Annotated in this window: 35 protein-coding genes and 1 tRNA gene; 24 read left to right on the top strand and 12 right to left on the bottom strand. The window is 59.0% G+C overall.

What is annotated here, in order from left to right:
• Positions 1 to 47 precede the first annotated feature (47 nt).
• A complete protein-coding gene (locus AB1495_RS09565; protein ID WP_244268879.1) occupies positions 48 to 1,718 on the top strand; it encodes a mechanosensitive ion channel family protein in 1,671 nt (556 codons plus the stop codon).
• Positions 1,719 to 1,822: 104 nt separating this feature from the next.
• Here AB1495_RS09565 and AB1495_RS09570 read toward each other — a convergent pair whose 3' ends face one another.
• Positions 1,823 to 2,317 carry a ferritin-like domain-containing protein gene (locus AB1495_RS09570; protein ID WP_037954206.1) on the bottom strand — a complete coding sequence of 165 codons (495 nt, stop codon included), beginning with the start codon at positions 2,315 to 2,317 and terminating at the stop codon, positions 1,823 to 1,825.
• A 316-nt stretch (positions 2,318 to 2,633) separates the two neighbouring features.
• Here AB1495_RS09570 and AB1495_RS09575 point away from each other — a divergent pair, with 316 nt between their 5' ends.
• The 3 genes from AB1495_RS09575 to AB1495_RS09585 are packed head-to-tail and all read left to right on the top strand — an operon-like array spanning position 2,634 to position 4,802.
• Positions 2,634 to 3,194, top strand: coding sequence for a hypothetical protein (locus AB1495_RS09575; RefSeq protein ID WP_074635279.1), 561 nt, complete (start codon positions 2,634 to 2,636; stop codon positions 3,192 to 3,194).
• On the top strand, positions 3,191 to 3,589 hold the full coding sequence (locus AB1495_RS09580; protein ID WP_074635280.1) for a phage holin family protein: 399 nt from the start codon (positions 3,191 to 3,193) through the stop codon (positions 3,587 to 3,589). The genes AB1495_RS09575 and AB1495_RS09580 overlap by 4 nt, the downstream gene beginning before the upstream one ends.
• Positions 3,579 to 4,802 (top strand): DUF3618 domain-containing protein, encoded by a 1,224-nt coding sequence (locus tag AB1495_RS09585; RefSeq protein WP_074635281.1) that lies wholly within the window; start codon positions 3,579 to 3,581, stop codon positions 4,800 to 4,802. Before AB1495_RS09580 ends, AB1495_RS09585 begins: the two co-directional genes overlap by 11 nt.
• Before the next feature lie 234 nt (positions 4,803 to 5,036).
• Here AB1495_RS09585 and AB1495_RS09590 read toward each other — a convergent pair whose 3' ends face one another.
• The 4 genes from AB1495_RS09590 to AB1495_RS09605 are packed head-to-tail and all read right to left on the bottom strand — an operon-like array spanning position 5,037 to position 9,718.
• Positions 5,037 to 7,247: a xanthine dehydrogenase family protein molybdopterin-binding subunit gene (locus AB1495_RS09590; RefSeq protein ID WP_074635282.1), complete on the bottom strand. Its 2,211-nt coding sequence runs from the start codon at positions 7,245 to 7,247 to the stop codon at positions 5,037 to 5,039.
• Positions 7,244 to 8,218 carry a xanthine dehydrogenase family protein subunit M gene (locus tag AB1495_RS09595; protein ID WP_074635283.1) on the bottom strand — a complete coding sequence of 325 codons (975 nt, stop codon included), beginning with the start codon at positions 8,216 to 8,218 and terminating at the stop codon, positions 7,244 to 7,246. The genes AB1495_RS09590 and AB1495_RS09595 overlap by 4 nt, the downstream gene beginning before the upstream one ends.
• The gene (locus AB1495_RS09600) at positions 8,215 to 8,721 is read right to left on the bottom strand and encodes a 2Fe-2S iron-sulfur cluster-binding protein (protein WP_005852029.1); all 507 of its coding nucleotides are present in this window, start codon (positions 8,719 to 8,721) and stop codon (positions 8,215 to 8,217) included. The genes AB1495_RS09595 and AB1495_RS09600 overlap by 4 nt, the downstream gene beginning before the upstream one ends.
• 55 nt (positions 8,722 to 8,776) lie before the next feature.
• A complete protein-coding gene (locus AB1495_RS09605) occupies positions 8,777 to 9,718 on the bottom strand; it encodes a LysR substrate-binding domain-containing protein (RefSeq protein ID WP_074635284.1) in 942 nt (313 codons plus the stop codon).
• Between the two features lie 117 nt (positions 9,719 to 9,835).
• Here AB1495_RS09605 and AB1495_RS09610 point away from each other — a divergent pair, with 117 nt between their 5' ends.
• Together AB1495_RS09610 and AB1495_RS09615 are read left to right on the top strand one after the other, a co-directional pair.
• Complete coding sequence (locus tag AB1495_RS09610; RefSeq protein WP_037943629.1) at positions 9,836 to 10,540, top strand: SDR family oxidoreductase; 705 nt, start codon at positions 9,836 to 9,838, stop codon at positions 10,538 to 10,540.
• Entirely contained in the window at positions 10,530 to 10,778 is a 249-nt protein-coding gene (locus AB1495_RS09615; protein WP_009826291.1) for a DUF6552 family protein, read from the top strand. The genes AB1495_RS09610 and AB1495_RS09615 overlap by 11 nt, the downstream gene beginning before the upstream one ends.
• Before the next feature lie 349 nt (positions 10,779 to 11,127).
• Here the strand turns inward: AB1495_RS09615 and AB1495_RS09620 are convergent.
• The 7 genes from AB1495_RS09620 to AB1495_RS09650 all read right to left on the bottom strand — a co-directional run bounded on the left by AB1495_RS09620 (position 11,128) and on the right by AB1495_RS09650 (position 16,305).
• A tRNA-Gln gene (locus AB1495_RS09620) sits at positions 11,128 to 11,202 on the bottom strand.
• 295 nt (positions 11,203 to 11,497) lie between these two features.
• Complete coding sequence (locus AB1495_RS09625) at positions 11,498 to 12,097, bottom strand: zinc-binding dehydrogenase (protein WP_342005654.1); 600 nt, start codon at positions 12,095 to 12,097, stop codon at positions 11,498 to 11,500.
• A 292-nt stretch (positions 12,098 to 12,389) separates the two neighbouring features.
• On the bottom strand, positions 12,390 to 13,226 hold the full coding sequence (gene tcmP / locus AB1495_RS09630; RefSeq protein ID WP_159431865.1) for a three-Cys-motif partner protein TcmP: 837 nt from the start codon (positions 13,224 to 13,226) through the stop codon (positions 12,390 to 12,392).
• Positions 13,227 to 13,285: 59 nt separating this feature from the next.
• Positions 13,286 to 14,119 carry a DUF5131 family protein gene (locus AB1495_RS09635; protein WP_074635286.1) on the bottom strand — a complete coding sequence of 278 codons (834 nt, stop codon included), beginning with the start codon at positions 14,117 to 14,119 and terminating at the stop codon, positions 13,286 to 13,288.
• An 83-nt stretch (positions 14,120 to 14,202) separates the two neighbouring features.
• On the bottom strand, positions 14,203 to 15,003 hold the full coding sequence (locus AB1495_RS09640; protein ID WP_074635287.1) for a hypothetical protein: 801 nt from the start codon (positions 15,001 to 15,003) through the stop codon (positions 14,203 to 14,205).
• A gap of 28 nt (positions 15,004 to 15,031) precedes the next feature.
• Entirely contained in the window at positions 15,032 to 15,565 is a 534-nt protein-coding gene (locus AB1495_RS09645; protein ID WP_244268882.1) for a YbjQ family protein, read from the bottom strand.
• The gene (locus AB1495_RS09650) at positions 15,556 to 16,305 is read right to left on the bottom strand and encodes a S24 family peptidase (RefSeq protein ID WP_074635288.1); all 750 of its coding nucleotides are present in this window, start codon (positions 16,303 to 16,305) and stop codon (positions 15,556 to 15,558) included. Before AB1495_RS09650 ends, AB1495_RS09645 begins: the two co-directional genes overlap by 10 nt.
• Before the next feature lie 95 nt (positions 16,306 to 16,400).
• On the opposite strand from AB1495_RS09650, the gene AB1495_RS09655 reads away from it, so the two are divergent.
• From AB1495_RS09655 to AB1495_RS09740, 18 genes are all read left to right on the top strand, one after another.
• Positions 16,401 to 16,643 (top strand): hypothetical protein, encoded by a 243-nt coding sequence (locus AB1495_RS09655; protein ID WP_074635289.1) that lies wholly within the window; start codon positions 16,401 to 16,403, stop codon positions 16,641 to 16,643.
• A complete protein-coding gene (locus AB1495_RS09660) occupies positions 16,643 to 16,870 on the top strand; it encodes a hypothetical protein (RefSeq protein ID WP_367581960.1) in 228 nt (75 codons plus the stop codon). Before AB1495_RS09655 ends, AB1495_RS09660 begins: the two co-directional genes overlap by 1 nt.
• On the top strand, positions 16,861 to 17,382 hold the full coding sequence (locus AB1495_RS09665) for a hypothetical protein (protein ID WP_074635291.1): 522 nt from the start codon (positions 16,861 to 16,863) through the stop codon (positions 17,380 to 17,382). Before AB1495_RS09660 ends, AB1495_RS09665 begins: the two co-directional genes overlap by 10 nt.
• Before the next feature lie 249 nt (positions 17,383 to 17,631).
• Positions 17,632 to 17,868 carry a hypothetical protein gene (locus AB1495_RS09670; RefSeq protein ID WP_074635292.1) on the top strand — a complete coding sequence of 79 codons (237 nt, stop codon included), beginning with the start codon at positions 17,632 to 17,634 and terminating at the stop codon, positions 17,866 to 17,868.
• A complete protein-coding gene (locus tag AB1495_RS09675; protein ID WP_367581961.1) occupies positions 17,868 to 18,137 on the top strand; it encodes a hypothetical protein in 270 nt (89 codons plus the stop codon). The genes AB1495_RS09670 and AB1495_RS09675 overlap by 1 nt, the downstream gene beginning before the upstream one ends.
• Positions 18,134 to 19,021 carry a ParB/RepB/Spo0J family partition protein gene (locus AB1495_RS09680; RefSeq protein WP_074635294.1) on the top strand — a complete coding sequence of 296 codons (888 nt, stop codon included), beginning with the start codon at positions 18,134 to 18,136 and terminating at the stop codon, positions 19,019 to 19,021. The genes AB1495_RS09675 and AB1495_RS09680 overlap by 4 nt, the downstream gene beginning before the upstream one ends.
• Complete coding sequence (locus tag AB1495_RS09685; protein WP_074635295.1) at positions 19,021 to 21,162, top strand: DDE-type integrase/transposase/recombinase; 2,142 nt, start codon at positions 19,021 to 19,023, stop codon at positions 21,160 to 21,162. Before AB1495_RS09680 ends, AB1495_RS09685 begins: the two co-directional genes overlap by 1 nt.
• Before the next feature lie 59 nt (positions 21,163 to 21,221).
• Positions 21,222 to 21,965 carry an AAA family ATPase gene (locus tag AB1495_RS09690; protein ID WP_074635296.1) on the top strand — a complete coding sequence of 248 codons (744 nt, stop codon included), beginning with the start codon at positions 21,222 to 21,224 and terminating at the stop codon, positions 21,963 to 21,965.
• Positions 21,962 to 22,573: a hypothetical protein gene (locus AB1495_RS09695; RefSeq protein WP_083350877.1), complete on the top strand. Its 612-nt coding sequence runs from the start codon at positions 21,962 to 21,964 to the stop codon at positions 22,571 to 22,573. The genes AB1495_RS09690 and AB1495_RS09695 overlap by 4 nt, the downstream gene beginning before the upstream one ends.
• Positions 22,570 to 22,941 carry a hypothetical protein gene (locus AB1495_RS09700; protein WP_074635298.1) on the top strand — a complete coding sequence of 124 codons (372 nt, stop codon included), beginning with the start codon at positions 22,570 to 22,572 and terminating at the stop codon, positions 22,939 to 22,941. Before AB1495_RS09695 ends, AB1495_RS09700 begins: the two co-directional genes overlap by 4 nt.
• Positions 22,938 to 23,291: a helix-turn-helix domain-containing protein gene (locus tag AB1495_RS09705; RefSeq protein ID WP_074635299.1), complete on the top strand. Its 354-nt coding sequence runs from the start codon at positions 22,938 to 22,940 to the stop codon at positions 23,289 to 23,291. Before AB1495_RS09700 ends, AB1495_RS09705 begins: the two co-directional genes overlap by 4 nt.
• Positions 23,288 to 23,512, top strand: coding sequence for a hypothetical protein (locus tag AB1495_RS09710; protein ID WP_074635300.1), 225 nt, complete (start codon positions 23,288 to 23,290; stop codon positions 23,510 to 23,512). The genes AB1495_RS09705 and AB1495_RS09710 overlap by 4 nt, the downstream gene beginning before the upstream one ends.
• Positions 23,509 to 23,688, top strand: a complete 180-nt coding sequence (locus AB1495_RS09715) for a hypothetical protein (RefSeq protein WP_074635301.1) — start codon at positions 23,509 to 23,511, stop codon at positions 23,686 to 23,688. Before AB1495_RS09710 ends, AB1495_RS09715 begins: the two co-directional genes overlap by 4 nt.
• Positions 23,675 to 24,325, top strand: a complete 651-nt coding sequence (locus AB1495_RS09720) for a DUF3164 family protein (protein WP_074635302.1) — start codon at positions 23,675 to 23,677, stop codon at positions 24,323 to 24,325. The genes AB1495_RS09715 and AB1495_RS09720 overlap by 14 nt, the downstream gene beginning before the upstream one ends.
• A 4-nt stretch (positions 24,326 to 24,329) precedes the next feature.
• Entirely contained in the window at positions 24,330 to 24,731 is a 402-nt protein-coding gene (locus tag AB1495_RS09725) for a helix-turn-helix domain-containing protein (RefSeq protein WP_074635303.1), read from the top strand.
• Positions 24,728 to 25,180, top strand: coding sequence for a gp16 family protein (locus tag AB1495_RS09730; RefSeq protein ID WP_074635304.1), 453 nt, complete (start codon positions 24,728 to 24,730; stop codon positions 25,178 to 25,180). The genes AB1495_RS09725 and AB1495_RS09730 overlap by 4 nt, the downstream gene beginning before the upstream one ends.
• Entirely contained in the window at positions 25,177 to 25,431 is a 255-nt protein-coding gene (locus AB1495_RS09735; protein WP_074635305.1) for a hypothetical protein, read from the top strand. The genes AB1495_RS09730 and AB1495_RS09735 overlap by 4 nt, the downstream gene beginning before the upstream one ends.
• Positions 25,428 to 25,799, top strand: coding sequence for a hypothetical protein (locus tag AB1495_RS09740; RefSeq protein ID WP_074635306.1), 372 nt, complete (start codon positions 25,428 to 25,430; stop codon positions 25,797 to 25,799). The genes AB1495_RS09735 and AB1495_RS09740 overlap by 4 nt, the downstream gene beginning before the upstream one ends.
• Positions 25,800 to 25,829 lie beyond the last annotated feature (30 nt).

Consider the following 25,829-nt stretch of genomic DNA (forward strand, 5'->3'; position numbering starts at 1 on the left):
AACCCCGACATGTCACGTGATTTCGTGACGCCGGAATGGAGAGTGATTTGAGCAAACTACGATACCTCGCGGGTCTGATGGCCACCCTTCTGATTTTTGCGGCACCGCTTTGGGCGCAGGAGGAAGAGGAGGCCTGCGACACCGCCCGCTGGTATTGCGTCGAGGCATTGAACAGCGGTCTGCCCGCGGTCACGCCAGAAATCGACCGCGAAACACCCCGTGCGACGATGGAAAGCCTTGTGCGGGCCGTGCGCCGCGATGATTGGGTCGGTGCCGCGCATCTGCTTGACCTGTCCGATATCCAGCAGGATCGCCAGCAGGACGTGGGGACATCGCTGATCCGACAGCTTGAAACCGTGATCAGCCGGAAAACTGTGATCAACTGGGACAACCTGCTGGACCGGCCCGATGCGCTGGATGCGACATCCACCTCTGACAAGGCGATGGCGGGCACGCCGCGCAAATCGCTGTTGCTCTGGACGCTTGATATGGACGACTACCCCGCGTCCATCCGCCTGAACCGGATCAAGCCCGAAGGGGGCGACCCTGTCTGGGTGTTCTCGCGCCACACGGTGCAGAATATTCCGCGGCTCTACACCCGTTACGGGCCCGGCCGGCTTGAAACCATGCTGCCCGATGTGCTGACAGAAAACACGGTCGTTGACCTTGCGCTGTGGGAACTCATCGGCCTGCCGGTGCTGATCGCGCTGGCGATTTACGTGGCGCGACTGGTCTGGTTGCTGACAGGGTGGATCGCGGAGCGTGTGCCGTCGCAGCTGGCACGGCAGATATTCCGATCGGTACGCGGGCCCGCCTGCGTGGGCGTGTCGACCCTGTTCGTCATGGTGGTCGAGGCCAAGATTTTCTCTTTCTCGGCAGAGCTTACGACAGTGCTGGTGCCGACCGCATGGCTGGGGCTGATCGGGGCGGGGCTGTGGTTTGTGGTCAATTGCGTCGAGGTTATCCTGGATCACCTGACGCAGGTCGAGGAAACCGATCTGACCCTCAAGGAAGAGGTGCACAAACGTACCACCGCAACGCGGATCTCGGCGGCGCGTCGGGTCTTTGTTGTAGCTGTCGTGCTGGTCGGCGGCGGTATATTCCTGTCGCAGACCAATGTGTTCCAGAACCTCGGGCTGACGTTGCTGGGGACGGCTGGGGCGGTCACCCTTGTCTTGGGCTTTGCCGCGCGCAGCATATTAAGCAATATCATGTCGTCGTTGCAGATCGCCTTGAACGGGTCAGCCAAGATCGGCGACCGTATCGTGTTCAACGACGCGCTATGCCACGTGGAGCGGATCCATTTCACCTATGTGCAACTGCGCGACTGGGATGGCACGCGGCTGGTCGTGCCGGTGACCGAATTCGTCTCTACCCCGTTCAAGAACTGGACCATGCAGGAGCCGGAAATGTTGCGCATCGTTAAGATCAAACTGTCTCACACCGCAGATGTGGATGCATTGCGCGACGCTTTCGACAAGGTGATCGACGCGCTGGACGAGAACTACGTGGGTAATCGAGATGATGTATGCGTGCGGGTCGCGGGGCAGGACGTACTGGGCAAGGACGTCTGGTTCCTCGTGCCCTGTGCCGACCCCAACACGTCGTGGGAGGCCGCCTGCGACGCGCGTGAAGGCATCATGGCAGAGATCCACAAGCTCGCCGAGAAAGAGGGGGTCGATTACTTCCCCCAAGCGACCGCGGCAGAGGCAAGCTGAAGCCGCGACACGGTTTTTCGAGGTAGGCAGACATGAGAAAAGCCCCGCTGATCCAGCGGGGCTTTTGCATATTGAGTGGGGGCTACGCCCCAACTGTCGCAAACTTAGGCTGCGGCTTTGTTCACGCCACCTGTCGCGATGTCTGTCATGCGGCGGTCACCGTCATAGGTCTGGTCCAGACATTCCTGTAGGATGGCACCGTCTTCGTCTTTGCCCAGACGGTTGGCAAAGGCGACAAGGCAGCCGTATCCGGCCAGCGCGTAATGCACCATGCGCTGATACTGTGTGATGATCATGGCGTCGCGTACGTCGTCGTCGCCATAGTCTTCTTCCAGCGCGTGGGCCTTCGCCTCGGCCACAAGCCCTTCCATCCCTTTGCAATGTTCACCAGTAGGCGAAATACCGTGGGCGTTGCAGATCTCGGCAATCTTTTCCATGCCGTCGCTGATGCCGTTCGATCCGGCGATCAGGGCTTCGGAAAGCTCTTTATCCTTGGCGGCACGGCCTAGGGCGACGACCACATCCAGCGACTGTTTGTTCGCGCTGTACAGGTCTTGGAGTTGGTCATGGTACACGTCTTTAAGGCTGTTCATCGGCATGTCGATCTCCTTTGCGATGTGATTTGTATTCCCTGTCCAACGCGGCGATGCGCCAATGCGTTCCACGCTGTCTGCGTGCGCGGCGACTTCGCGCGTGCCTTTATATGCACCCCAAAATCACACCTGTTCCGACGCGAGTTTTATCGCCCCCAACGTCGGAAGCGGGGAACGAAATTCAACTCTGACGGTTGGGTCTTCAACAGCAGGAACGTGACAAAAAAGGAGAAATTGAATGCATGGAATTTTCTACCTCATCGGCCTGATCGTGGTCGTTCTCGCCGTTCTCAACCTCATCGCCTAACAAAAGGAGCGCATCATGACTGATACAAAAAATAGCAATCCTGCCGGCGCGCAGGACCTGAATGAAAAAGTAAAAGCCACCGCCGCTTCCGCTACGGATGAAGCCAAAGCGCGGGCGAAAGACGTGGCCGACACCGTTGCCTCCGATGCTGCGCGCTATGCAGACGAAGCCAAAGGTGCCGCTGCGAGCGAAGTCAAAGGCGTGGCCAGCGCATTGCGTACCGCCGCCGACGAATTGCGCAGCGGGTCGCCGCAAGAACGCACCTTTAGCCAGCTTGCAGACGGGCTTGCGGATGCTTCTGACTCCATGCGCGACAAGGATCTGGGCGAGATGGTCGACGCGGTAACTGACTTTGCCAAACGCAACCCCTTCGTGTTTCTGGGCGGTGCTGCCTTGGTCGGCTTTGCCGCAACACGGTTTGCCAAAGCGTCGAACACGGGCGCACGCGGCGAACGCTACGCCTACGAGGGCCGCGAGATGGAACGCCCCGTACCGGCAGAGCGCGCGCATAACCTTGATACAGGTGATGTCGCCAGCCCCGCCGTAAACACCACACCAAAAGGGAGCACAGTATGACCACCGATCCCAATAAATCCACCGGCAGCCTGCTGAGCGATGCGCTGACCCACGTCAGTTCGCTGGTCCGCAGCGAGGTCGATCTGGCCCGTGCCGAAGTAAACGAAAATCTGAAATCTGCGGGTGCGGCCATCGGTCTGATCGTCGGCGCTGTCGTCGTTGCCCTGACCGCATTGAACGTGCTGTCCGCGGCATTGGTCGCAGCGCTCACCGAAGCAGGCATCTCTGCGGGGTGGTCGGCCCTGATCGTCGGCGTTGCCTTTGCACTGATCGCTTATGTGATGGTCAACAAAGGGACCAATGCGCTGAAGCTCAGCAGCTTGGCACCGACCCGCACCACCAAAAACGTAAAACGTGACGCGCAAGCCGTGAAGGAGGTTTACGATGACAAGTAATAACCGCAGCCCCGAAGAAATCGAACGCGAGATCGAGCGCGAGCGCGCCGGATTGACCAGCACGCTGGATGATCTGCAAGACAAGTTTTCGGTCGAAACCATCGCCCGCCAATTCTCGGATCAGTTCCGCGAGCACGGGGGCGACATTGGCCGCTCTGTCACGGATGCGGTAAAGCGCAATCCGATTGCGCTGGCGCTGACCGGTGTTGGCCTCGCGTGGTTGATGGCCGGCGACAAGATGCCAAGCCGCGACCGCTATGTCTCGCGCGATGATCGCGATTATCGCGACACCCGCGGGCGTGCAAACTATTACGGTGTCCGCCACGACGACCACGACCTTCCGGTCAGCGCAGAACAGCATGGCGTTGTTCCCGTGGGCCAGCGTCGTGATTTGGGGCCACAGCCCGGCGATCCGTCCAAGCCATATTACTCGGGCGATGTTGCGCGGACGGGTGATGTGCCCTCATGGGCGCTTACCGAAGATGATGATCAGCCCGGTATCGCACAGCGTGCGGGCGACGCGGCATCGCGCGCCGGTGACCGTGTCTCGGGCGCGGCGTCCAGCGTAGCGGGGTCCGCCCAAAACGCAGGCTCTGCCGTGGCAGATAAAGCCAAGGGTGCAGCAGGTGCGGTGTCCGACGCTGGTCATTCCGTCGCATCGGGTGCCCGCGACTTTGCATCCTCCGCTTCCGAGCGCGCAGCGCAGTTGCGCCGCCGTCTGGCCGAGGGCACCGAAGACCTGTCAGAGCAAGCCCGCGAGCGCGTCATCGCCGCCCGTGAAAGCGCCGTTCGCGCCCGTGCGACAGCCGCCTCATATGGCCGCGAGGGTCGGGATCGTGCCGTTGATATGTATGAAGAGCAGCCGCTGATTGCCGGTGCGCTTGCGCTCGCCGTTGGGGCCGCTATCGGGGCCGCACTGCCCCGCAGCCGGACCGAGGACCGCTACATGGGGCAGCATAGCGACCAGCTGATGGCCGACGCTGAACGTATCTTCGCCGAAGAAAAGGCAAAGCTCGGCAAGGTTGCTCAGGCGGCCTCTGAAGAGGCGAAGAAGGTGTTGCGCGAAACCAAAGAGGACGCGGACGCCGCGGCCCCGGGTGATACAGCAGCAGATGCGATTGTTGAGAAGGCCAAAGCCTCTGGCCAACGTGTTGTCGACGCTGCCGAAGCCGAGGCGGATAAACAGGGTGTCGGAGAGGTCAAGAAGTCCTGATACTGCCGATATAGCTGATAAAAGCCCGCGCTTCATCGCGCGGGCTTTTTTGTGCCTTGTTGCTGGCGAAGGGGGCGGTAGGAACCGCAGATGCCCGACATGCTGAGATTGGTCGGTGCACAGTCCGCGGGTCTCTTTTCTTGCTGGGGCGGGTCCAGCCGTGATGCAGAAGCCCACAAAAAAACCGGCGCAAGCTTCCGCCGCGCCGGTTGCTCTGTTTGCGGATGCCGCCGCTTACATCTCTGGCAGGTCCGACAGGATCTTGTCCATCGTCGCGGGCAGGTCACGCACCCGCACACCGCAAGCGTCGTAGATCGCGTTGATGATGGATGCGCCTGCGCCGCAGATGCCCAGCTCTCCGATGCCTTTGGCCTGCATGGGGTTCGCCCAAGGGTCACGTTCCTGCACGAAGTTCACGGTCAGCTGTGGCACGTCAAGGTTTACCGGCACGTGGTATTCAGCCAGATCGTTGTTCACCAGATGGCCGTCGCGTTTGTCGAACATCAGCTCTTCGGTCAGCGCCATGCCGATGCCAAAGGTCATGCCGCCCAGACATTGCGAGCGCGCTGTCTTGGCGTTCAGGATGCGACCGGCGGCAAAGCTGCCGTGCATCCGGCGCACGCGCGTCTCGCCGGTGACGCTGTTGACACCGACCTCGGCAAAGAATGCACCGAAAGTGGCCTGGCGGCGGTCGGTCTGGGTGTCACCCTTCTTGATCGTGCCCCTGACCGTGAGCGGGCCATCCTTCGTGAATTCCGGCAGATCGGCGCGACGGTTGTTGGCGGTGGCGACACCATCTTGCAGGGTCAGGTCACATTCCTCTACGCCCATAGCCTTGGCGATCTTTTTGCGCAGGGCTTCGCAGGCGACAAAAACCGACCCGCCCGAGGATGCGGCCCCCCAGCTGCCACCGGATCCGGCGGCTTTGGGCAGGCTGCTGTCGCCCAAACGCACGGTCACACGGTCCGAGGGCACGCCCAGCATCTCGCCCGCAATCTGGGTGAGGATCGCATAGGTGCCCGTGCCGATGTCGGTCATATCGGTTTCAACGAGCAGGCTACCGTCCTGGTTCAGGGTCACGCGGGCGTGGCTTTCGCCCAGCATATTGACGCGAGTGGCAGAGGCCATGCCGTAGCCGATCAGCCATTCACCATCCGTCTTGCCGACCTCGCGGCTGTCCCAGCCAAAGGTCTTGGCCCCATCATCCAACGCCTCGGCCAGTTTGTGGGACGAGAATGCGCGCCCGTCTGACGGGTCGACATCCGGAATGTTGCGTTTGCGCAATTCGACAGGGTCGATGCCACTTGCGACCGCCAGTTCGTCCATCGCGATTTCAAGCGCGGTGATCCCAACCGCTTCCCCCGGCGCGCGGACAGAGCCTGCACACATGCGGTTGATCCGCTTGATGTGCATCCCGATCTCGCGGTTCTCACCACGGTAAAGGAATGGCGTGGCCTGGGCTACCGGCTCTGCAAAGCTTTCGTCCATCAGTTGTGACACGGTGGAATCGTGCCCGATGCCGGTCATGCGCCCGTCGGCATCCGCGGCGAGCTTGATGTGCTGCACGGTCTCGGATCGACGCATTGTCGCTTCTAGCACCTGCTGGCGCGTCAATACGACAGCCACCGGTGCCCCCAGCTCGCGCGCGGCGAGCGCCGCGGCCACGGCCTCGTGGCTGATCCCCAGTTTGGAACCGAAGCCCCCCCCCACGAACGGGGCCAGAATATGGACATTCTCTGGGTCGATCCCAAGGGCGTCGGCCAGTTCATTCACATTGTATTTGAGCATCTGGTACGACCCGCGCAGGGTCAGCTTGTCGCCGTCCCATTGCGCGATCGCGGCGTGGGGTTCCATCGCCGACGAGCTATGCCCGCCGGTGCGATAGGTTTCGTCCACGGTATAGGCAGCCTGCGACAGGGCGGCGTCCAGATCACCTTGGGAGGATTGTTTTTCCTTCGGTGTCTCGATCTCTGCCGTTTCCAGGTCGGTGACCGCATCGTCGGGCGTGATCTGAAGCTCGACCATATGGGCCGCGTGGCGGGCCTGCTCGAACGTATCGGCGACCACCAAACCCACGGGCTGACCGACATAGGAGATCTTGCCGTCTGGCTGCACCGGTGCTTCGTTCGCGGTGCCTTGGGCGGGATTACGCAGGAAGGTCTTGCCGTGGAACACACCGCGCACCCCATCCAGCTTGCGGATCGCCTCGGCGTTCAGGCCGGTGACCTGACCGCCCGCGACAGGGGCGCGGACCAAAACGCCTGTCATCATGCCTGTCGGCTGATCCTCATGCGCATAGGTGGCGCGGCCTGATACTTTCAGCGGGCCGTCAGGACGGTCCATGCCAGTGTGGATCAACCCCTGAACCGTGGCATCCAGCCGGTTGCGGTCATCGGGTTCATCCATCGTCAGTTCGGCGGTCGAAATATTGCTACCGTCGGTCATTGCTGTACCCCCGTGAGTTCCTTGAGTGTGGCGATAAGCGTGCGTCGCGCCAGCGGCACCTTGAACGCATTGCCCTCTTTCGGTGCGGCCTCCGCGACCAGAATATCGGCGGCTTTGCCGAACACCTCGCGCGCGGGTTCTTGCCCGATCAACGCGTCCTCGACCGCCGGATCGCGCCATGGCATTGATCCGATACCACCGCAGGCAATCGCGGCTTGGGTGATCTTGCCATCCGTCACCTTGATCCGCGCCGCGACCGATACCATCGCAAAGGCGTAGGACGCGCGGTCGCGTACCTTGCGGTAGGTTTGGCGACCCTCGGCGGGGGCGGGGAGGATCACGGCGGTGATCAACTCGCCCGGTTGCAAGACGGTTTCGACGGCGGGGTCGGTGGGGATCAGATAGAAGTCGGACAGCGGCACAGTGCGGGTCAAACCATCGGTGGTCTCGATCTCGACCTCGGCCCCTAACATCTGCATGGCCACCGCCATATCGCTGGGGTGGCTGGCAATACATTTGTCGGTCACACCAAGGATCGCGTGCAGACGGTTGGCCCCCTCCATCGCACTACAGCCGGAGCCGGGGTCGCGTTTGTTACAGGGCTGATCAGTGTCGTAAAAATAGTAGCAGCGGGTGCGTTGCAGCAGGTTGCCACCCGTGGTCGCCTTGTTGCGCAACTGGCCGGACGCGCCCGCCAGCAGAGCGGAGGAGAGTGCGGCATAATCCGACCGTACGGTCATATCCGCCGCCAGATCAGAGTTGGTGACCAAGGCACCTATGCGCAGCCCGCCGTCGCGGGTTGGGGTGATCTGTTTGAGGGCCAAACGCGAGATATCGACCAGCCGGTCCGGGGTCATCACCTCTAGCTTCATAAGGTCCAGCAGATTGGTGCCCCCGGCGATGATCGTGGCATCTGGGGTGCCGGTGACATCGCTATTCGCACCGGCGCGGATGTAATCGAACTGTTTCATGACTGCCCCTTCGCCGTTTCGCGGATCGCATCGACAATGTTGGGGTAGGCGGCGCAGCGACAAATATTACCGGACATCCGCTCTGATATCTCGTCGTCGGTCAGCTCGGGCGAGGCTGTCAGACTGCCGGATACGTTAGAGGGCCAGCCGGCTTTGAACTCTTCGAGCATGGCGGTGGCTGAGCAGATCTGACCCGGTGTGCAATAGCCGCACTGGAAACCGTCGTGTTTGACAAAGTTCTGCTGCATGTCAGACAGGTTGCGTTCGTCGCCCAGACCCTCGATCGTGGTGATCTCGTCGCCGTCATGCATACAGGCGAGCGTCAGGCAGGAATTGATGCGGCGGCCGTTGACCATGACGGTGCAGGCACCGCATTGGCCGTGGTCGCAGCCCTTTTTGGTGCCGGTGAGGTTCAGGTGGTTGCGCAGCGCATCCAGCAGCGACGTGCGGGTGTCGGCGTCAAGACTATGGTCTTCGCCGTTAACGGTCAGTGTCGTCTTCATGAGGAGGGGGCCCTTTGTCTTGTGACATCTATGAAGAAGAACCCCCGCCAGCGGGTCAGGGTTCCGCTATGGGAAGGTTGCTTTCGTCGTTTGGACGTAGGGCGGCCTCTGCCACGTCGTCGCGGGCGCGGCCCAGTAGCCAATCGCGGACATGGGCGGCACCGCTTGGGGAGCCTTGCCGTGGGGACAAAAGGTAAAACCCGCTACCACCGCTCAATGCGCCTTCAATCGGTTGCACCAGCCGTTTCGCACGCAGATCACGCTGGACAAGAAACCGGTTGGCAAGGGCGATCCCCTGACCGGCAAGCGCCGCATCAAGGCTAAGCGTCGTCTGGTTGAACCGCAGACCTCGCGCCGTCGGGACATCGCGCCCAAAGGCCGTTTTGATGAACTGCGGCCAAAGATCGTGCGTGTCATGCAGCAGTGTCGCCACTGCGATACCTGCCGCGTCCATCGGCGTGTTCAGCGCTTCTGCCAAATGGGGGGCGCAGACGGCGACGATCTGCTGCTCGAACAACAGATCAGCGCGCAGGCTCGCCCCGAACGGCGGATTGCCCTGCCGCACGGCAAGGTCGATACCATCCGCGTGAAAGCTGGACACTCTTTCGGTCGCGGTGATGCGCAGATCAATGCCGGGGTGCGCTTGGGTAAAGGCAGCCAGTCGGGGGATCAGCCATTTCGACGCAAAGGTCGGGGTGACACTGATCGTGACGTGGGACGGCGCGGTGCGCAGCGCATCTGTTGCATCGGCCATCTGGTCGAAGGCGCGGGAAATCGCGATGTGATAGGCGCGCCCCTCTTCGGTAAAGGCCAACCCGCGCGGCTCTCTGAGAAAGAGACGCAGGTTCAGGTGGTCTTCTAGCCCGCGCACCTGTTGGGCCACGGCACCTTGAGTCACGCCCAATTCATCAGCTGCGGCGCGAAAGGTAAGATGGCGGCCCGCCGCTGCAAAGGCGCGCAGCCCGTTCAGAGGGGGGAGGTCGTTCGAGGTCGGCACAGTAGAAATCCTATCGTCATGCAGCAGTATGTCTGGCTGGTCGAAGCATTGCAAAGCGCTTACCTGCTGTGAAGCAGACGCGCTAGCGCTGTCTAACACATATAGGAGGCAAACGTCATGAGTGTAGAAAAAGTAGCGTTAATCACAGCGGGCGGCAGCGGCATGGGGGCAGGGGCTGCCAAAAAGCTTGCCGCCGATGGGTTCAAGGTCGCGATCCTGTCGTCCTCTGGCAAAGGCGAAGCACTGGCCAAAGAGCTTGGCGGCTTCGGTGTCACCGGCACCAACCAGTCGGTTGATGATCTGGCGCAATTGGTCGATGGCGCTATGGAGCGGTGGGGGCGCGTGGATGTGCTGGTGAACTCGGCCGGTCACGGACCCAAGGGCGACATCTTGGAGATGACGGATGACGATTGGCATCAGGGCATGGACGTGTACCTGATGAACGTGATCCGACCCACGCGACTGGTGACCCCGATCATGGCAGCACAGGGCGGCGGCGCGATCATCAACATCTCTACCTTCGCGGCGTTCGAGCCCGACCCGCTATTCCCCACATCAGGGATTTTCCGCGCGGGGCTTGCAGGGTTCGCCAAGCTTTACGCCGATCAATACGCAGACAAGAACATCCGCATGAACAATGTCTTGCCGGGGTTCATCGACAGCCTGCCCGAAACAGACGACCGCCGCGCGCGCATCCCCATGGGCCGGTATGGCACCGAGGCAGAGGTCTCCTCCCTCATCGGGTGGTTGGCGTCCGACCAAGGCGGCTATGTCACCGGTCAGAACTGGCGCATCGACGGAGGGCTGACCCGTGCCGTCTGATCTGATTGCCTTGCGCAGCAGCACCCGACTTGCGTTCTGGATCAAATGGGCCGCGTCGATCGTGCAGATCCTCGGATACGCCGCAACGGGATTCGGCTGGACGCCATGGAACCTCTATCTGTTCATCGTCGGCGTCATCGGTTGGTTCATCGTGGGCACCCTGTGGAATGACAGGGCGATCATGCTGATCCACCTTGTCGCACTGGGGTCGATGATGGTTGGCATGGCCAGCCAATAGCGCGTTTGGCATCGCCCCTGCTGGCCGCATCGCCACCTGAGTATGTGAAGCCGTTGGGGCCATGCTAGCTACACAGACTTAAGACCCCTCCCCAAGGGTTCTTTATGCTGCCGCTCGGCCACCTTGGGTGGCTGGGTACGGCAGAGACTTCGAGGGGGGCGGGTGCCCCTGATCTCTTTCGGATGGTTTACCGCGACCAATGCCTATCTCCGGTAGCTCTCATCACCTCTGTCTCCCGTCGAGAACGAAGATTAGCCTGCTTGGGTATCGATCACGCTGGGGCGGAAACGGGGGCAATAATACCACCACCGGATGGGCCAAGTGCTTACGCTATTCATCTAAAGTGAAGTGGCTGGGATGGTAGGATTCGAACCTACGGTACACTGTACCAAAAACAGTTGCCTTACCACTTGGCTACATCCCAACGTGTGGGCGTAATTAGTCCGGAGTGCGGGGGGGTGCAATACCTTTCTGGAGAAAAAGTGGGGAGAATCTCGGAATTTATTCTTGAGCCGTGTTTGGGGCAGAGCAGGCTGTGTTCTATTGGGGAGGATCAGCGGGGTCGCTCGGCCGCAGGGGGCCTATTGCCGCTGTATGTCTTGCTGCTGATATCGTGCATCCGAGCTAACACGTGATTGCGCGAAAGGGGGGACGTGGGGGCGCACCGCCGCCGTCCTCCCTCGCTTCAACGGGGCGGTATGTGTCGCGTGCTAGGGCTGTCAGCCTTCGCAGTTGATCAAGATCGCACCGGCGCGGGCACCGGCTTCGACGGCTTCATGGGCTTTGACCGTGTCTGACAGCGCGAATGTCTGCTCGACCGGGCAGTGCAGCGCACCTTCGGCCAAGGCTTGATGGGTTTTCTTGATCGCGAGGGCACGTTCGGCCTCGGTCAGCAGGTAGACGAGGATGATGTCGATGGTCACCGCCTTAAAGAGCAGGGGCAGGAAGGGGAGCGTCGGCTCCATCACCTTGGCAGAGCCATAGGCCGCGATGCGCCCGTTGGGTTTGATCACTTCGGCATCCAGCGCGATATTGGCACCGAATTCGACCTCAATGATCTGGTCGATGGGGGCACCACCGTTGGCATTAAGCACCTGTTGCGCCAGATCTGGGGCGCTATAGTCCAGCACGACCTGCGCGCCTGCGGATTTTGCGCGCTCGACCCCGTTGGCTCCGGTGGTGGCGATAACGCGCGCCCCTGCCCAGGCGGCGAATTGCACGGCGAGATAGCCGACGTGTAGAGCGAAGGAAATGCTGGCAGAAACAGGGCTTTTAATCCGGAAGACCCAAGATGTGCCCGGAAGTTGCCGGATGACTATGCAGCCTTAAAAATATGGCGATTGAAGCGGGCGCGTTTAAAATCGTGAGATTGTCGCACTGCCAAATAAGCTTCGCACCCAAAGCGAAGAAGCAGATGGTGACAAAATGAGGTCCATAAAAATAAGGGATTCGCTGCATTAAGGTGGGACGGAGGTGGCGGTGGCACCTAGAAACGTCTCACCTTGTTCAAACCCCTGTTAAACATCGCTTCAACAGCGATCGCCGCGCGGAGTGCTCATATTAAGGTGGGACGTTTTAGGAAGATCGTTCAGTGGTAAAAATTGCTGCTTCTCACCAGGGCAGGTTCGCCTGTCCATCAGCGATCGTGCCCTCGACGGATCCGACTGTCTTCAAGTAGGCCCGCGTCATCAGCTTAGGTGCTTCTGGATGATCGCTGGCGTGAATAAGGTAAAATGATCTTTTCTTGCCTGTGTCTCTTTGGAAGATGGGAAACGCGTTGACGTGCTTGTATCCGAGTTCAAAGCTGAAGCGGGCAGCAACTTGGTCGACCATCCCGATCTGGGTCAGGTTCTTCAGCGAGGTCCACTCCGGTCCTCCCCACCATCTATCAATTTCTGCGATCCGATCAGGAGTTTTGGACTGGGTAAGTGATCGGTGCAGCCATGAAGCGCCGAGAAAATACATCAGTTCGATTTTTGTGCGACCGCCACGACCAGCCAATGCCTTGACTGTCGACCAATGGCACTCAGTATTTCGTTGATCCAACAGAGCGAAGATCGCCGCCCTTGGCGTAAAGCGGTCGCTCTTGAGTATGTCGTGGACAATCTCATTGAAATCACCTTCGTGGACAAAGACCCTTCTCGAACGCGGATCCCTATGATGCTGCGCCTTGAGAGTTCGAAGTTGCTTTATGCCTTCTGGATCAATGTCGCACAGCCAGAAATTTCTGATCCGCTTGGGTTCAATCTCCAATACGCGCCGCGCTGTCCAAGCCTCTTCGTGCCCACGGCTCTGTGGTGCGGCGAAGCCGTCGATGTACATGCCGCCGTTGGTCACTCTTTGGAAGTTGGACAAATACTCAGCGATTAGCTTGCTTTTCGAATTTGTCTGGCTGGGCGGCGGGCCAATGCCCCTCTCTGGAATCCTTCCCCCTTTGAAGACAAACACGCTCTTCGGGGCCTTCCCACCCAGTAGATCTATGGGGAAGAGTTCTGGCTGGTCTGAACTCAGGTCGCGACCCACTGTGGCAGTTGATCCCATTCCTGGCCATCCAATTTCCTGCCGGCAAGTTTTTTGCCGATGCGGATCATCTCTGTACCGTCAGCGGCCTTCGCCGTAGCCGTGCGTTTAGCGGTAAGCAGATTGATGCCATCACCAGGAGCCCAGTCGCCCCACTGCTTGAAGTGGAAAGCAACCTCTCGCTCCATGCACTGGGCGTGGAGATCGCGGAACCACAGCGGTGAAGCTGGACGCGCCTTTGGGCCACTTTCACCGCCGGTGATGACCCAGTCGATTGTGGAACCAAGCCATTTCTTCAGATTTAGCGGCCCTAGCAACGGCTCTGCCGAGATAAACCGAACCTTGGCAGGAATGCTCTCCAAGTACGGCAACAGCTCATCCGCGCGGGTCTGCAGCTCTACCGTTGTTCCAAGCCAGACGTTGTCGGGCCAGTTGTCCGTCCACCGCGCAAGGCGTGCGACATTCTGGGGACGCTTCGTGAGAAGAAGCCAGTCAAGATTGGGTGTTGCTTCGATCAGATCGAACAGCCGATCCCGTGTCTCAAGCAGTTCATCGCGGTCCTCGAACACATCCGCCATGGAGGCACAGAACACGCGCGGGCGCTCGGCTGCACCTTCTGCATCCCGGTTCCATTTCAAGGGCTGTCGCCAGTGGTTGTCACTGAGAAATCGACGTTCTGGCTTCGGTCCCCAGACATTTTGACCAACGCGCTTGGCCCATGCCTCGGCATAACAATGCTTGCAAGCCTCTGAGACCTTCGTGCAACCCCACCAGGGATTAAACGTATGCGTGGTCCATTCGATCTTGGAATTCGCGCCCATGGTGTTCTCCTTTGCGAAAGTTCTCGCATAGATATGCTTGCCTGGAAACCTTCGTTTGATCTGCAACAAACGAGCGGTTCTGCCTATGCATTCTTAATTTTAAGACACCAGTCCTGCTTCGCAACGGAAGTCACTCCACACGAGCATTCAAACTCATCACCCTCTTTAAGCACTTTCGCAGGGAAACTGTTGGTCTTGCCGCAACTCGGGCAGACTGAGTTATGCACCGCAGGTTCTCTCCGCCAAACTTCCCCAGTTTTCTCTACAAGCCAAATTCGGCCACAGTTCCCGCATTCTATTTGTCCGGCGCACTGAAGAAGCTCGACCCTGCGCTTCATTGGGGCACCACATTCGCATGAGAAAGTGATACCAACATTTAGGTTTATTGCATGGATGCTTGAGTCCAGAACCCGAGATATCTCGCCTGATATCTTGACCATTTTAATTCTAGCAGCTTCTGGGTCAAAGAAATTTTGGTCCCTGTGCTGGCGGACGGTCGGTTCGTGCAGGTAACTACCCAGTGCATTATAGCTTGCATTGAGCCACGAACCTTTGACCCGTTGGTCTACTCCAAGCGAATGCATTTCTTTAGCGGGCTCGTCCTGATTTTCCTGCCAGCCAATGGAGATATGGTGATCGCTTTCGACACCGCGGTCAATTTCTTTGAGTTCTTTGATCAGTTTTCCTGGCTGCCAAGTCTCCATACGCTCTTTGATCACATCTTCTTCAAAGGATTGGAGAATTTCGTATGCAATGCATTCAAGCGCCATTCGCAGCTTGAGTGCAGCAAAAAGAAGCAAATCGTCCTCATCTTTATCCATCAGCTCGAGCGCTGCCTTATGCTGCGCTTTCGCCCGCTTTCGAAATTCTACCTTCTTGTTCATTTTTCTTGGTCCCCACTGAAGACAAGACTTAGGCGGCGGCTGGTTTCTCGATCTTAACGGCCGTTCCAGACGCTACCAGCATAACCATGCTCCAACCGCCGTCGCCGATCTGCACATAGTCCAGGTCAACGGCCACGACTGCATCTGCACCAAGCAGGGACGCTTCCTGCTTCAGCTCATAGAGCACAGTCTCCCGCGCATCTCGCATGGTCTGCTGGATGGCCTTTGAGCGGCCACCAACGATGTTTCGAATGCCCGCAAAAACGTCCTTGAAGACATTCATGCCGTAGGCACATTCGGCGGTTACGATCCCAAGCCGAGCTGAAATGCCAATGTCTGGGTGGGTCTCAGTCGTGACCATGATCGCTTCGATCGAGGCTTTACGTTCTTTCTCAATGGCCTCTTCTTCTGAAATCTGTGGCTTGATAGCCGCTACGCGGTTGGGGTCTCTGTTCTCAAATTCAACCTTCGCGCAAGGGTAACACCTCTCTGCGGTCGATTTGTTCAGAAGTGTAAGTTTGGTGCCGCAATCAACGCAATTTGCCATCGTGATTAAATCCATTCATGCTTCATTGTGCGTCTTCGAGGAGTCTGACGGCTCGGGGTTTGACGGGATGTATCATAGCTGTGGCCAGACCAAGCCAAGGAACCGATGATCCGCACGCGGTTGGCGTCATCTCCGTGCCTCAGTTCAGTGCGGCAATCGGGGTTTTCTGATCTCAGCAACAACCCATCGTCGATCAGCTCAATCCTTTTGATCCTGGTATCGCCTTCGATATCAACGACGCCATAAATCTGCCCATCTCGGACATCCGTTTGCCGTCTGTCTAAGAGAACCAGATCCCCATCAAAAAGCATGGGTTCCATGCTGTTCCCCCGTACACTGCAAACAACGCATTTTTCGGCAACCAGTCCTCTTTCTATCATCCAGTCGCGTCTGAAGGCCACCGGGGCAAGCTGCTGGGCGTTTTCCCCGCTGGTACCCGGACCAGCTGAGAGACTGACATCAAAACGCTCAACAAATGCGAAGTCTTGAAAGAGTTCGACTTTCCGATGGCTGCTAATGTGGTCTGGCTCATTACTTGACCGTGGGGGGCCGATATACAGCTCCAATCCAAGGGCTTCACAAATTTTTAAAGCTTTATCTATCCGTGGCAGGGATCTCTTGCTGTCAGGACGGATCACACTTCGGATGGCGTCCTTGGTCAAGTTTGCAGATTGCTCGACCGCAAAGGCGTTCGTGCCAAGCTCTTCAAGCCTGTCAGCAATAATCTTCTCAAAGGATTTTTTCTCGAAGTCCATATTCGGGAAAATGCCCGATAAATTTATGTTTGACAATCGGGTAATCATCCGAATATAAATTCGGAAGAAAGCCCGAACAATCAAGAGGCGAGAGCATGAACACCGATACCCTCAATAGTCTTGCAAAAGCCTACGCAGCTCACAGCGGTCTCACTTTGGCGACCGTATCCACTTACGCCGCAAACGATGGAAAGTTCTTTCGGCGATTGGATGAGGGCGCAGGCTGCACGCTCAAGACTGCCGAGCGAGTTGTCGAATGGTTCAGCGAAAACTGGCCAGCAGACCTTGAATGGCCTGCTGATATTCCCCGCCCCCGCAAAAAGAAGGACGCCGCATGATGCGCGATCATCCTCCACTTCCGCTGGACGGGGTCGAAGTCGCCCGTGCAGCGCTTGGTCAGTTGACCGAGGCTCAGCGCCTTGCCCTGGCCATCGAAATTACCATCGGCGCGTCAGACCCGGCGTCGACCTTTCATCTGGTTCGTCTCGAACGGACAGCCGCAACCGCCGCCCAAGATCTGACCCGTGTTCAGTTCGTCAACGAGGAGATGCGCAAATGCCTGTGACCCGTGAAGAAGCCACAGAGATGCAAAATCAGATCAAGAAGGCTTACGCCGAGTTGCGCGCCTTCGGCTGGTTGAGAGAGGATTTTGGCCCGCTGCCACATCTCGCGCCTCAGGAACAGAAGGCGAAAGCCGTCTTGGCGCAGTTCGATCTTTATTATCTGCCCGGTGTCAGCAGCTTGACCGAAGGAATGAATATGGAGCCGTCGGAGCAGCCCCGTCCGTACCAAGCTGTGCGCCGTCATCGTGATGATGGTGAACGGGCTTGCCAGCGCATTGCACAGCTTGAAAAGCGCGTTGCGGGGATTGAGGTCGACCTAGTCAGTTTGCTCCGTGACCTCGCCACCAGCGGTGGTTACGAAGACAGGGGCGAGAAGATTGGAGAGATGCACCGCCAGTTCGAGATCCCTGGTGCCTTGAACGAGCGGCAGGCGCGCGTATTGCGCGCACTCCTTGCTGATTTCACGCAAGTCTACGACCTGCTCGTTTCCCAGTTTCAAGAGGAGGCTTCCTAAGATGACCTCCAAAGCTTTTATCCTCGCATGCAGTTCCGCGATTTCTGGGGGGTCGTCGTTCATAGTTTCTCTCCGTCGGTTGGTTTGCGTCTCCGACGGTAGGGGAGCGTCCGATGCGGTGCCAATGAAATCGGCACCGCGTCGTGACAGCTTCAAGTTGCCTCCGACGATTGTCGAAGATGCCATCGCAGGCATCGCGTTCGTCGTCATCTGCGTGGCGGGATACTTTCTTGCCTGGGGAGGTCTGACATGAGCCGCTCCCCGGTACAATCCTTTGCGGCGCTCAAGGATGCGCTGGCCCAGATGGTGTCGCTGAATGATGCGATGGATGATGACACGCTCGGCCAAGAGGTGGGGCTGATCAACAAGTGGGACGATCAGGCCAATCTCGCCATGGCGTCGTTTTCAGAGCTGGTTCAGCACGAGGATGCCTTGCGCGATATCGAAGCGCTGTTGGCGGCAACCTATGACGGGGTGCCCAGCTGATGCATGCCGCCACGATGTCCTCGGATCGATTGCGCCGGGTCAACAAGCTGTTGTCTGATCGCAAGCCGCATTCGACGCGAGAAATCACGCGCCGCGCCCATGTTTGCGCGATCAACAGCTGCGTGGCCGAGCTTCGCCAGCTTGGGGCCGAGATCGTCTGTGAGCGCCAGCATATCAACGGCAAGTTCATCTTCTTTTACACGATGCTCACCCCACCGGATGACGCCCCCGAGAACGACCAAACCCTAGATTTTACGGATGACGTATGACTGAGACACCCGAAAACCAGAATACCGACCAGCTTCGGAATATCGCGTTGGCGCCTGCGCAAATTGAAGTCGGGGACCGGCTTCGGCGGGCAAAATCGTCCCGTGTTGAGGCATTGGCCGCGGACATGCAGGTCCAAGGCCAATTGCAGCCAATCTTGGTTGTTGAGTCGGAGAAGCCAGGGAAGTTTCTTCTGATTGATGGTGGCCAAAGGCTCGCCGCGCTGCTGGTCTGCAAAGCTGCATTCGTAGACGCTGTCGTGTTGCCAAGCACTCACGGCCCAGAGCTTCGCAAGTACGCAGAGATTATGGCGAACGTAAATCGGCAGGAGCTCACTAAGCTTGAGCGAGCGGAATACCTGTGTGAATTGCGCGACGTTTGGCAGAAAATGAACCCTACGGCAAAACACGGAGGTGACCGTCGGAGTGCCCAGGTCAGAGCCGTTAAAGAGCTTAGATCTGAGGCAGAAAACAAGAGTCCCATTTTGGGACTTTCAGCGCAGGTCGCTGAAGAAGTTGGTCTTTCCCGCAGCGCTTTCTTCCGCGCAATCGAGATCGCCAACGGCCTTTTCCCCAAGACCAAAGACCGTATCCGCGATACGTGGATTGCCGACCATCAGGCGGGTTTGCAGGCGCTGGCCAAGGTTGCAGCGGATGTGCAGGAGCGCGCTTGCGATGCTCTTTTATCGGATCCGCCCCAAGCGACCAGTGTCGCCGACGCTCTACTGCTGGCCGAGGGCCGCGCCCTGCCGCGTAACGACGACAAGCATTATCACCGCGTCACGGCTACCTGGTCGCGCCTGTCCACCAAGAGCCGTCGCGCCTTCATTGATGAGCATAAGCGCGAGATCCTCGAGCATGCACGCGCACAGGGGTGGAGCCTCTGATGCTTTGGGTTTCGGCACAGCAGATTGCGGACGCGGCGGCGGCGGGGCTCATGCCCGGTCTGCCGACGTCCAAGCGGCGGGTGAATGCGCTCGCCGCGCGCGACCGCTGGGCTGAAACCGGACTTGCACGGGTCCGCGAAGGCCGCGAGGGCGGTGGCGGGCTTGAGTATCACGTCGATGCCCTGCCAGCCCCCGCACGGGCCGCTTGGCTGGCCAGCCATCTGACCCTCGAAGCGCGGGATCTTCGCCCCGTCGTTGCGGATGCCCCGATGGATCAGTCAGCGGATGCCCGCGCCCTGATACTCAGCTTGGTTCACAAGTTTCAGGCAGACAACGCTCTGCCGCAAACCGCTGCCGACGCGATGTTTGCAGAAATGTTTACGGGCGGTTCAATAGAACTTCCAACCTGGATTAAAACCGCTGTTCCGAGTGTGTCAGCGCGCTCTATCGCCCGCTGGCGCAAGGCGGCGCACGAAGGCACGGCGACATCCCGTAGGGGCCGTCCCAAAGGGTCAGGCGTGCTGGATGTGGCACATGACGGGCAGGTTCGCGCAATGATGCTGGCCGCAATCGCCAAGCAGCCGTTCCTTTCCGCCAAGCATCTGCGGATCCTGGTGAAGGACAAGTTCGGCAAGACGCTGGACGTCACCTGCGCCAAGACCGGTGAAATCAAGACAGCGCCGCTGCCCACCATCCGCATGTTCCAGACCGTCATCACGCGCTGGAAGACCGAGTATCGCAACGAGCTCATGCGCCTGACCAACCCGGATGGATACCGTTCCCATGTCCGCTTCGCCGCGACTGGAAGCCAGCGTGCGCAGCGCCTGAACGAGGTCTGGCAGGTAGATGCGTCGCCTGCAGATGTCATGCTCAAGGGCGGACGGCACTCGATCTACATGGCCGTCGATGTCTACTCCCGGCGCGCCATCGTGCTTGTGAGTAAGACACCGCGCGCCTCTGCCGTTGGCCTGTTGGTTCGCAAGTGCATTATGGCTTGGGGTGTGCCCGAGAAAATCCACACCGACAATGGATCGGATTTCGTCGCAAAGCAGACGAAGCGCCTGTTTGCAGCCTTGGAAATCGAGGTGGAGCTCAGCATCGCTTATGAGCCTACCGACAAGGGGATCGTCGAGCGCACGATTGGAACCTACCAGCGCGATATCGCGGTCTGCCCTGGCTTCATTGGCCACTCGGTCGCTGATCGCAAGATCATTGAGCAGCGCAAGGCATTCGACAAGCGCCTCGGTGCCACGGATGAGGCGCTCTACGACGTCGATATGGATTTCGCCGAGTTTCAGGAGTGGAGCGACATCTGGGCCCAGGACATGTACGGGCGGGATCAGCATTCTGCACTCAAGAAGCGAACCCCCTTCGAGGTTGCTGCGGCCTATGCAGGCCCGATCCGCAAGATTGAGCATGAGGCCGCGCTGGATGTGCTGCTCGCGCCGATCGCGTCCAACGGCGGCATGCGGACGGTAACCAAGCAAGGCGTGCGGGTCGATGGTGCATATTACCTGCCCATGTCCGCGATGCCAGGGGATGAAGTTCTCGTTCGGATGGATCCCGCAGATATGGGCCGGGTCATGCTCTTTGATCCGGAAACGGAGGCCTATCTCGGCGAGGCGTTGAATGCTGATCTTGCGGGTCTGAACCCTGCGGAAGTTATCGCCAAGGCCAAGGCAATGCAGCGCGCTTTCGAGGACGAAAAGCTTACGGATATCCGCCGCGCGAGCCGCAAGATCGGCAAGCGTGATGTCGCAGATGCGATGCGCCGTGATGCCGCCGAAAAGGCTGGCGTGATGGTCGCCTTCCCCAGGGCGCGCGAAGTCTACACCACACCGGCGTTGGAAGCTGCCAGAGACGCATCGGTTTTGGCACCTAAGGAAGCCTCCAAGAGCCGTGTGTCTGATGATCGTTTGGCGACGATGCGCGCCGAACATGAGCGCACAGCCGAGGTGGTGATCAAGCCGGAGACACCCAAGGAAAGGTTCCGTCGGTTCCTTGTCCTGGAGCAGCGGATCAAGGCGGGTGAGCCTGTCTTGCCCGAAGAGCAGAAGGCGCTCGCGGCCTATCAGCGCCAGCCTGAGTACATCGGGCACATGAAGATTTTTGAGGATTTCAGCTGGGCAATGTTCGGCTGATTTAGGTGCCCCCGGCAACGTTGCAGGCTGACCGGGGGCGATAACGAAGTGAGGATAGAATGACAGAAGAATTCAGGCATAACAACTCTGTTGCACCGCTGCGCAATGTCGTGGCTTTGGTGGAACTTATCGAGCGGGTCAATCAGCGTGGTCCGGGGCTTCCGGGGCTGGGCGTCTTCTACGGATGGTCCGGATACGGCAAGACGACAGCGGCAGTGTATGCGGCGAACAAGTTTCGGGCGTATCAGGTCGAAGTCAAATCGGTCTGGACCAAGAAGAAGCTTTGCACCGAGATCCTGCGCGACATGGGCGTACTGCCCGCCAAGACCATCTCGGATATGGTTGACCAGATCGCCCAGGAGCTCGCCCGCAACAGCCGGCCGCTGCTGATCGACGAAATCGATCACCTGGTCGACCGCAACATGATCGAGATCGTGCGTGACATTCATGAAAGCTCCGGCGCCACGATCATCCTGATCGGTGAAGAGAAGCTGCCGCGCAAGCTGATGGCTTGGGAACGGGTGCACGGGCGTATCCTTGACTGGGTCGCTGCTGAAGAAGGTCAGATCGACGATGTCGGCTATCTCGCGGCGATCTATTGCCCCGGTGTGTCGCTGGAAGAGGATCTGAAGCTCCAGGTGCTTGAGGAATCACATCGGTCAATCCGGCGTATTTCCATCAACCTCGAGCGGGTCAAGGAATTCGCCCAGACCCGGAACCTCAAGTCCGTCGGACGGAAGGATTGGGACAATCGTCCCTTCTTCACTGGCGAAGCACCCACGCCGCGGAGGGCTCCGAAATGAGCAGGATTTCAGCAACCGAAGCGGCCACGTCCCGTGAGCCACAAGGCCGTCAGCCGCTCTGGGATGAGATGGTGAAGTTCAAGGGTGCACCGTTCACGATCACCGATATCTTCGATCAAACATATATCAATCGCCACACAATCCGCAGCTATCTCAAGTCCCTGGCGCTGGCGAAGTATGTCGAGCGCATCGAACCTGAAGAAGGCGCTATCCGCGAGGACGCCGCGATCAAGTTCCGGATTATCGCGGATCCTGTCCCGTATCACGCTCCGCGCCTGAACCGGGACGGCAAGCCGGTCTCGCAGGGCGGTGGCGTCGAAAACATGTGGCGGACTATGCGCATGATCGGACAGTTCACACCCCGTGATATCGCAGCACATGCCACGACCGACATCGTGAGCGTGACAGACAACACGGCGAAGGCCTATTGCACCAAGCTGCTCAAGGCAGGCTTCCTGAAAGTCGTCAGCAAGGCCCAACCCCCGGCGAAACAGGCAGTGTATCGCCTGATCCGGAATACGGGGCCACAACCACCGATGATCCAGCGGACCCAGCAGGTGTTCGATCCCAACACGCGCAAAGCCTATCCGGTGGGAGGGCAATCATGAACGGACCCGTCGATATCGCAAGAGACGCCTGGGGCGATGACTTGCCGGACTGGGTGCTCGCTTTGGCCCAGGCGTGCGCCCTTACCAGCCAGAACCGCGTAGCCGAGGATCTCGGGAGATCAGCTTCCTTGGTCAGCACGGTGCTGCGCAAGAAATATCCAGGCAACATGGAGGCCATCGAAGAGCGGGTGCGCGGCGTCTTCATGTCGGCTGTCATCTCATGCCCGGTTCTCGGCGATCTGCCGACGGATGTCTGCCAGATGTGGCGACAGCGGGCCAATCGTTTGCAGACGCACAACACACACCGGGTGCGGATGTTTCGCGCCTGCAGAAAGTGTCCCCGCTACATCGGAGAGGAGCAGTCATGACCAACCGAGCCGCTGAAATCGTTTCGCTGGCATTGCAGCGCGTACCGCCAAAGGTCATTGCTCAGCGCCTCTGCGTGCATCCCAACACTGTCTACCAGCGGATCAGGGAAGCGCGTCAAGCCGGGGAGGTTATTCCCACGTTCAAGGCATCGTCAAAGGGGGCTGCTGGCGGATCTGAACATGTGGAAAGGTCTCAGAAGACCGAGGCGTCACCATCAACCAAGCAGATCGTGGTTCCGGTCCGTCTTTACTCCTTGCTGGCGTCTGATGCGGCACGCCGCGGCTTGACCCCAACAGAAGCGGCACAGCGGCTGCTGGAGAAGGCCCTTTTGGGCACGGTGGTGACATGACGGATCAGGTCGAACGGTTTTCAGGAGCCGAGATGGTCCGGCTTGCGGCCAGCGGCGTTGCCAAGGTGGATCTGCTGGGCCCGCGCGGAACGACCCTCTGCACAATGGATGAAATCGAGGCGATGGCTGCCATGATCGTGGCAGCAGGCGTTTTACCAGGGCATCCGTCCGATCCGGCACGCCAACCCTACTTTGTCGAAGTCGAAGGGAGCATCCGATGATCGACCCAACGCATTTCGCCGAAGGGCGACACGTGAAATTTCTGGCCGAGAACGGGGTCGTATTCGAGATCTGCACTGCTGACCCCAATCTCCCTTTTCCAGAGATTGTGGCTGCGACGATCGCAGACGCCCTCAACGCAAAATCCAAACAGGAGACATTCCATGACGAAGTTTGAACCGGCAGCACTTACCGATGGCCGCAAGGAGATCGACGGCAATGTCTTCATGCGTGATGGCAAAGGCGGTCTGCAGCCGATCGAGAATATCGCCGCGCGTGATTTGCTTCAGGATGAAACCACTCGCAAAATCATAGGCCACGCCATTCCGCTGTCTGACCAGGTGGCGCGGTTCAAGGAGCATACCTTTGATGACATCGGTGCTTTCGAGGCAATCCTTGCACAAGAATACGGCGCGACCTTCGGCGGCAAGAAGGGCAACAAGACACTGATGACCGTGGATCAACTCTACAAGGTTGAGGTCCGGATTGCGGATCAGATCAACTTCGGGCCTGAACTGCAGATTGCCAAGCAGCTGGTCGATGAGTGCCTCAATGAATGGTCCGCCGAGAGCCGTCCGGAGATCCGCTCGATCGTGACCCGTGCGTTCAACACGGACAAGGCCGGTCAGATCAATCGCGCCGAGATCTTCATGCTGCTGCGTCTCGAAATCACGGATGCCCGCTGGCAGGAAGCGATGCGCGCCATCAAGGATGCTATTCGCATTGTTGGGTCCAAAACCTATGTGCGCTGTTCCAAGCGTGACAGCCACGACGCGCCTTGGCAGGCAATCACGATCGATCTGGCCAAGGCTTGAAGCGATGTTTTACGAGCGATCATCACCCCCTCGGGACGTCCAGATACGGGACATCCGGTCCCACGTGGCCAAACATTTCGGAGTAACCGAGGAAGAACTGCTGGCACGATCGCGTAAGAGCGAGTTCGTGAACCGCAGGGCCATCTGCTACCAGCTGTGTCGGGAAATGTCGGATGCCAGCCTGGCACGGATCGGCAGGTACATGGCCAATCGCGATCACACGACAATCATTGCAGGTCTGAAGCGCAAGCTGCCGTTGGAAATGCAGGTCGCAAAAAACCATATCCGCTTTGCATTGGAGCAAGGATCACCACACTCACTTACGTTCGTGCGTGCTGCGCCGTTTCAAACCCGGCGGACCAAGTCAGAGCCTGTGTTCCGGTCCAGAAGAGGCACCACAGAATGAGCCGGGCGTTGCAGAGAACCATCCATGTCGCTTGCCGGGAACTCGGTATCGAGAGCGATGACCGGCGCGCACTTCAGCTTGAGGTATGCGGTAAAACATCCATGTCGGACATGACCGCCGCCGATCTGAAAAAGGTTCTCGAGCGTCTCAAGAAGGACGGGTTCAAGGGGGCTTCAACCAGCCCAAAAAAACGCCCTGCGGCGTCCCGGGCGGATCTGCGACTGATCCATGTGCTCTGGGGAAAGCTTGGAGCTGCAGGCGTTCTGGACAGGCCCGGCCGAGATGGTCTGAACGCCTTTATCCGAGCACGTTTCGGGGAAACATGGGAAATGGTGCCTGCTGACGTGGACATGTTGCGGGATCATTCGCAGATCGATGCAGTGATCTCGGCTTTGAAGGACTGGGGCAAACGCGCCAATATCGAATTTGACTGGAGCGGACGGAAATGAGCCGCCGCTCTGACATCGTCACTGATCACGCGGTGGTCCGTTATCTTGAGCGGGTATACGGCGTGGACGTGAAGTCCCTGAAGCGCCGGATCGAGCTGGTGACGCGAGAAGGCCGCGACCAGGGCGCGAATGCGGTCAACAGCGGCGGCGTCCATTATGTTTTGAGCAAGAGTGGCAAAGTCACCACGCTCTATGGCTGCAATGACACCGTCTCAAGACGCGGTCAGCGGTGGAGGGCGCGCCACAAATGACAAAGGCCCCCAAGACCCCTGCAAACGTCCAGGTCTACGAAGACATTCTCGGCACGGATGGCGCAGTCGAGTTCCTCCTGACCTTTGGCGGCGCGGAGCTCTACATGCCCACCGATCCAAAGGGTGGATCGAAGGTTGCTCAGCTGGTCGGTATCGAAAAGGCCCGCGCATTGGCCGATGCATCGCACGCCATGAAGGCCCGCATTCCGACCGCGAAAAGGTGGATCGCTCAGGTCCTTAAATCAAAAGGCTTGCCCGTTGCAGAAATTGCACGCAAATTGCACATGACCGATGTGACCGTGCGAAAGTATCTCGCGGACGAGTTCACATCGGAAGAGACCTTTTCCAAACAAATGAAGCTGTTCTGACGCCGCCCCGCAAGCGCTTGCGGATGTTTT

Origin of the sequence: Sulfitobacter pontiacus, from assembly GCF_040790665.1 — a bacterium.
In the GTDB taxonomy this organism is placed as follows: Bacteria; Pseudomonadota; Alphaproteobacteria; order Rhodobacterales; family Rhodobacteraceae; genus Sulfitobacter; species Sulfitobacter pontiacus.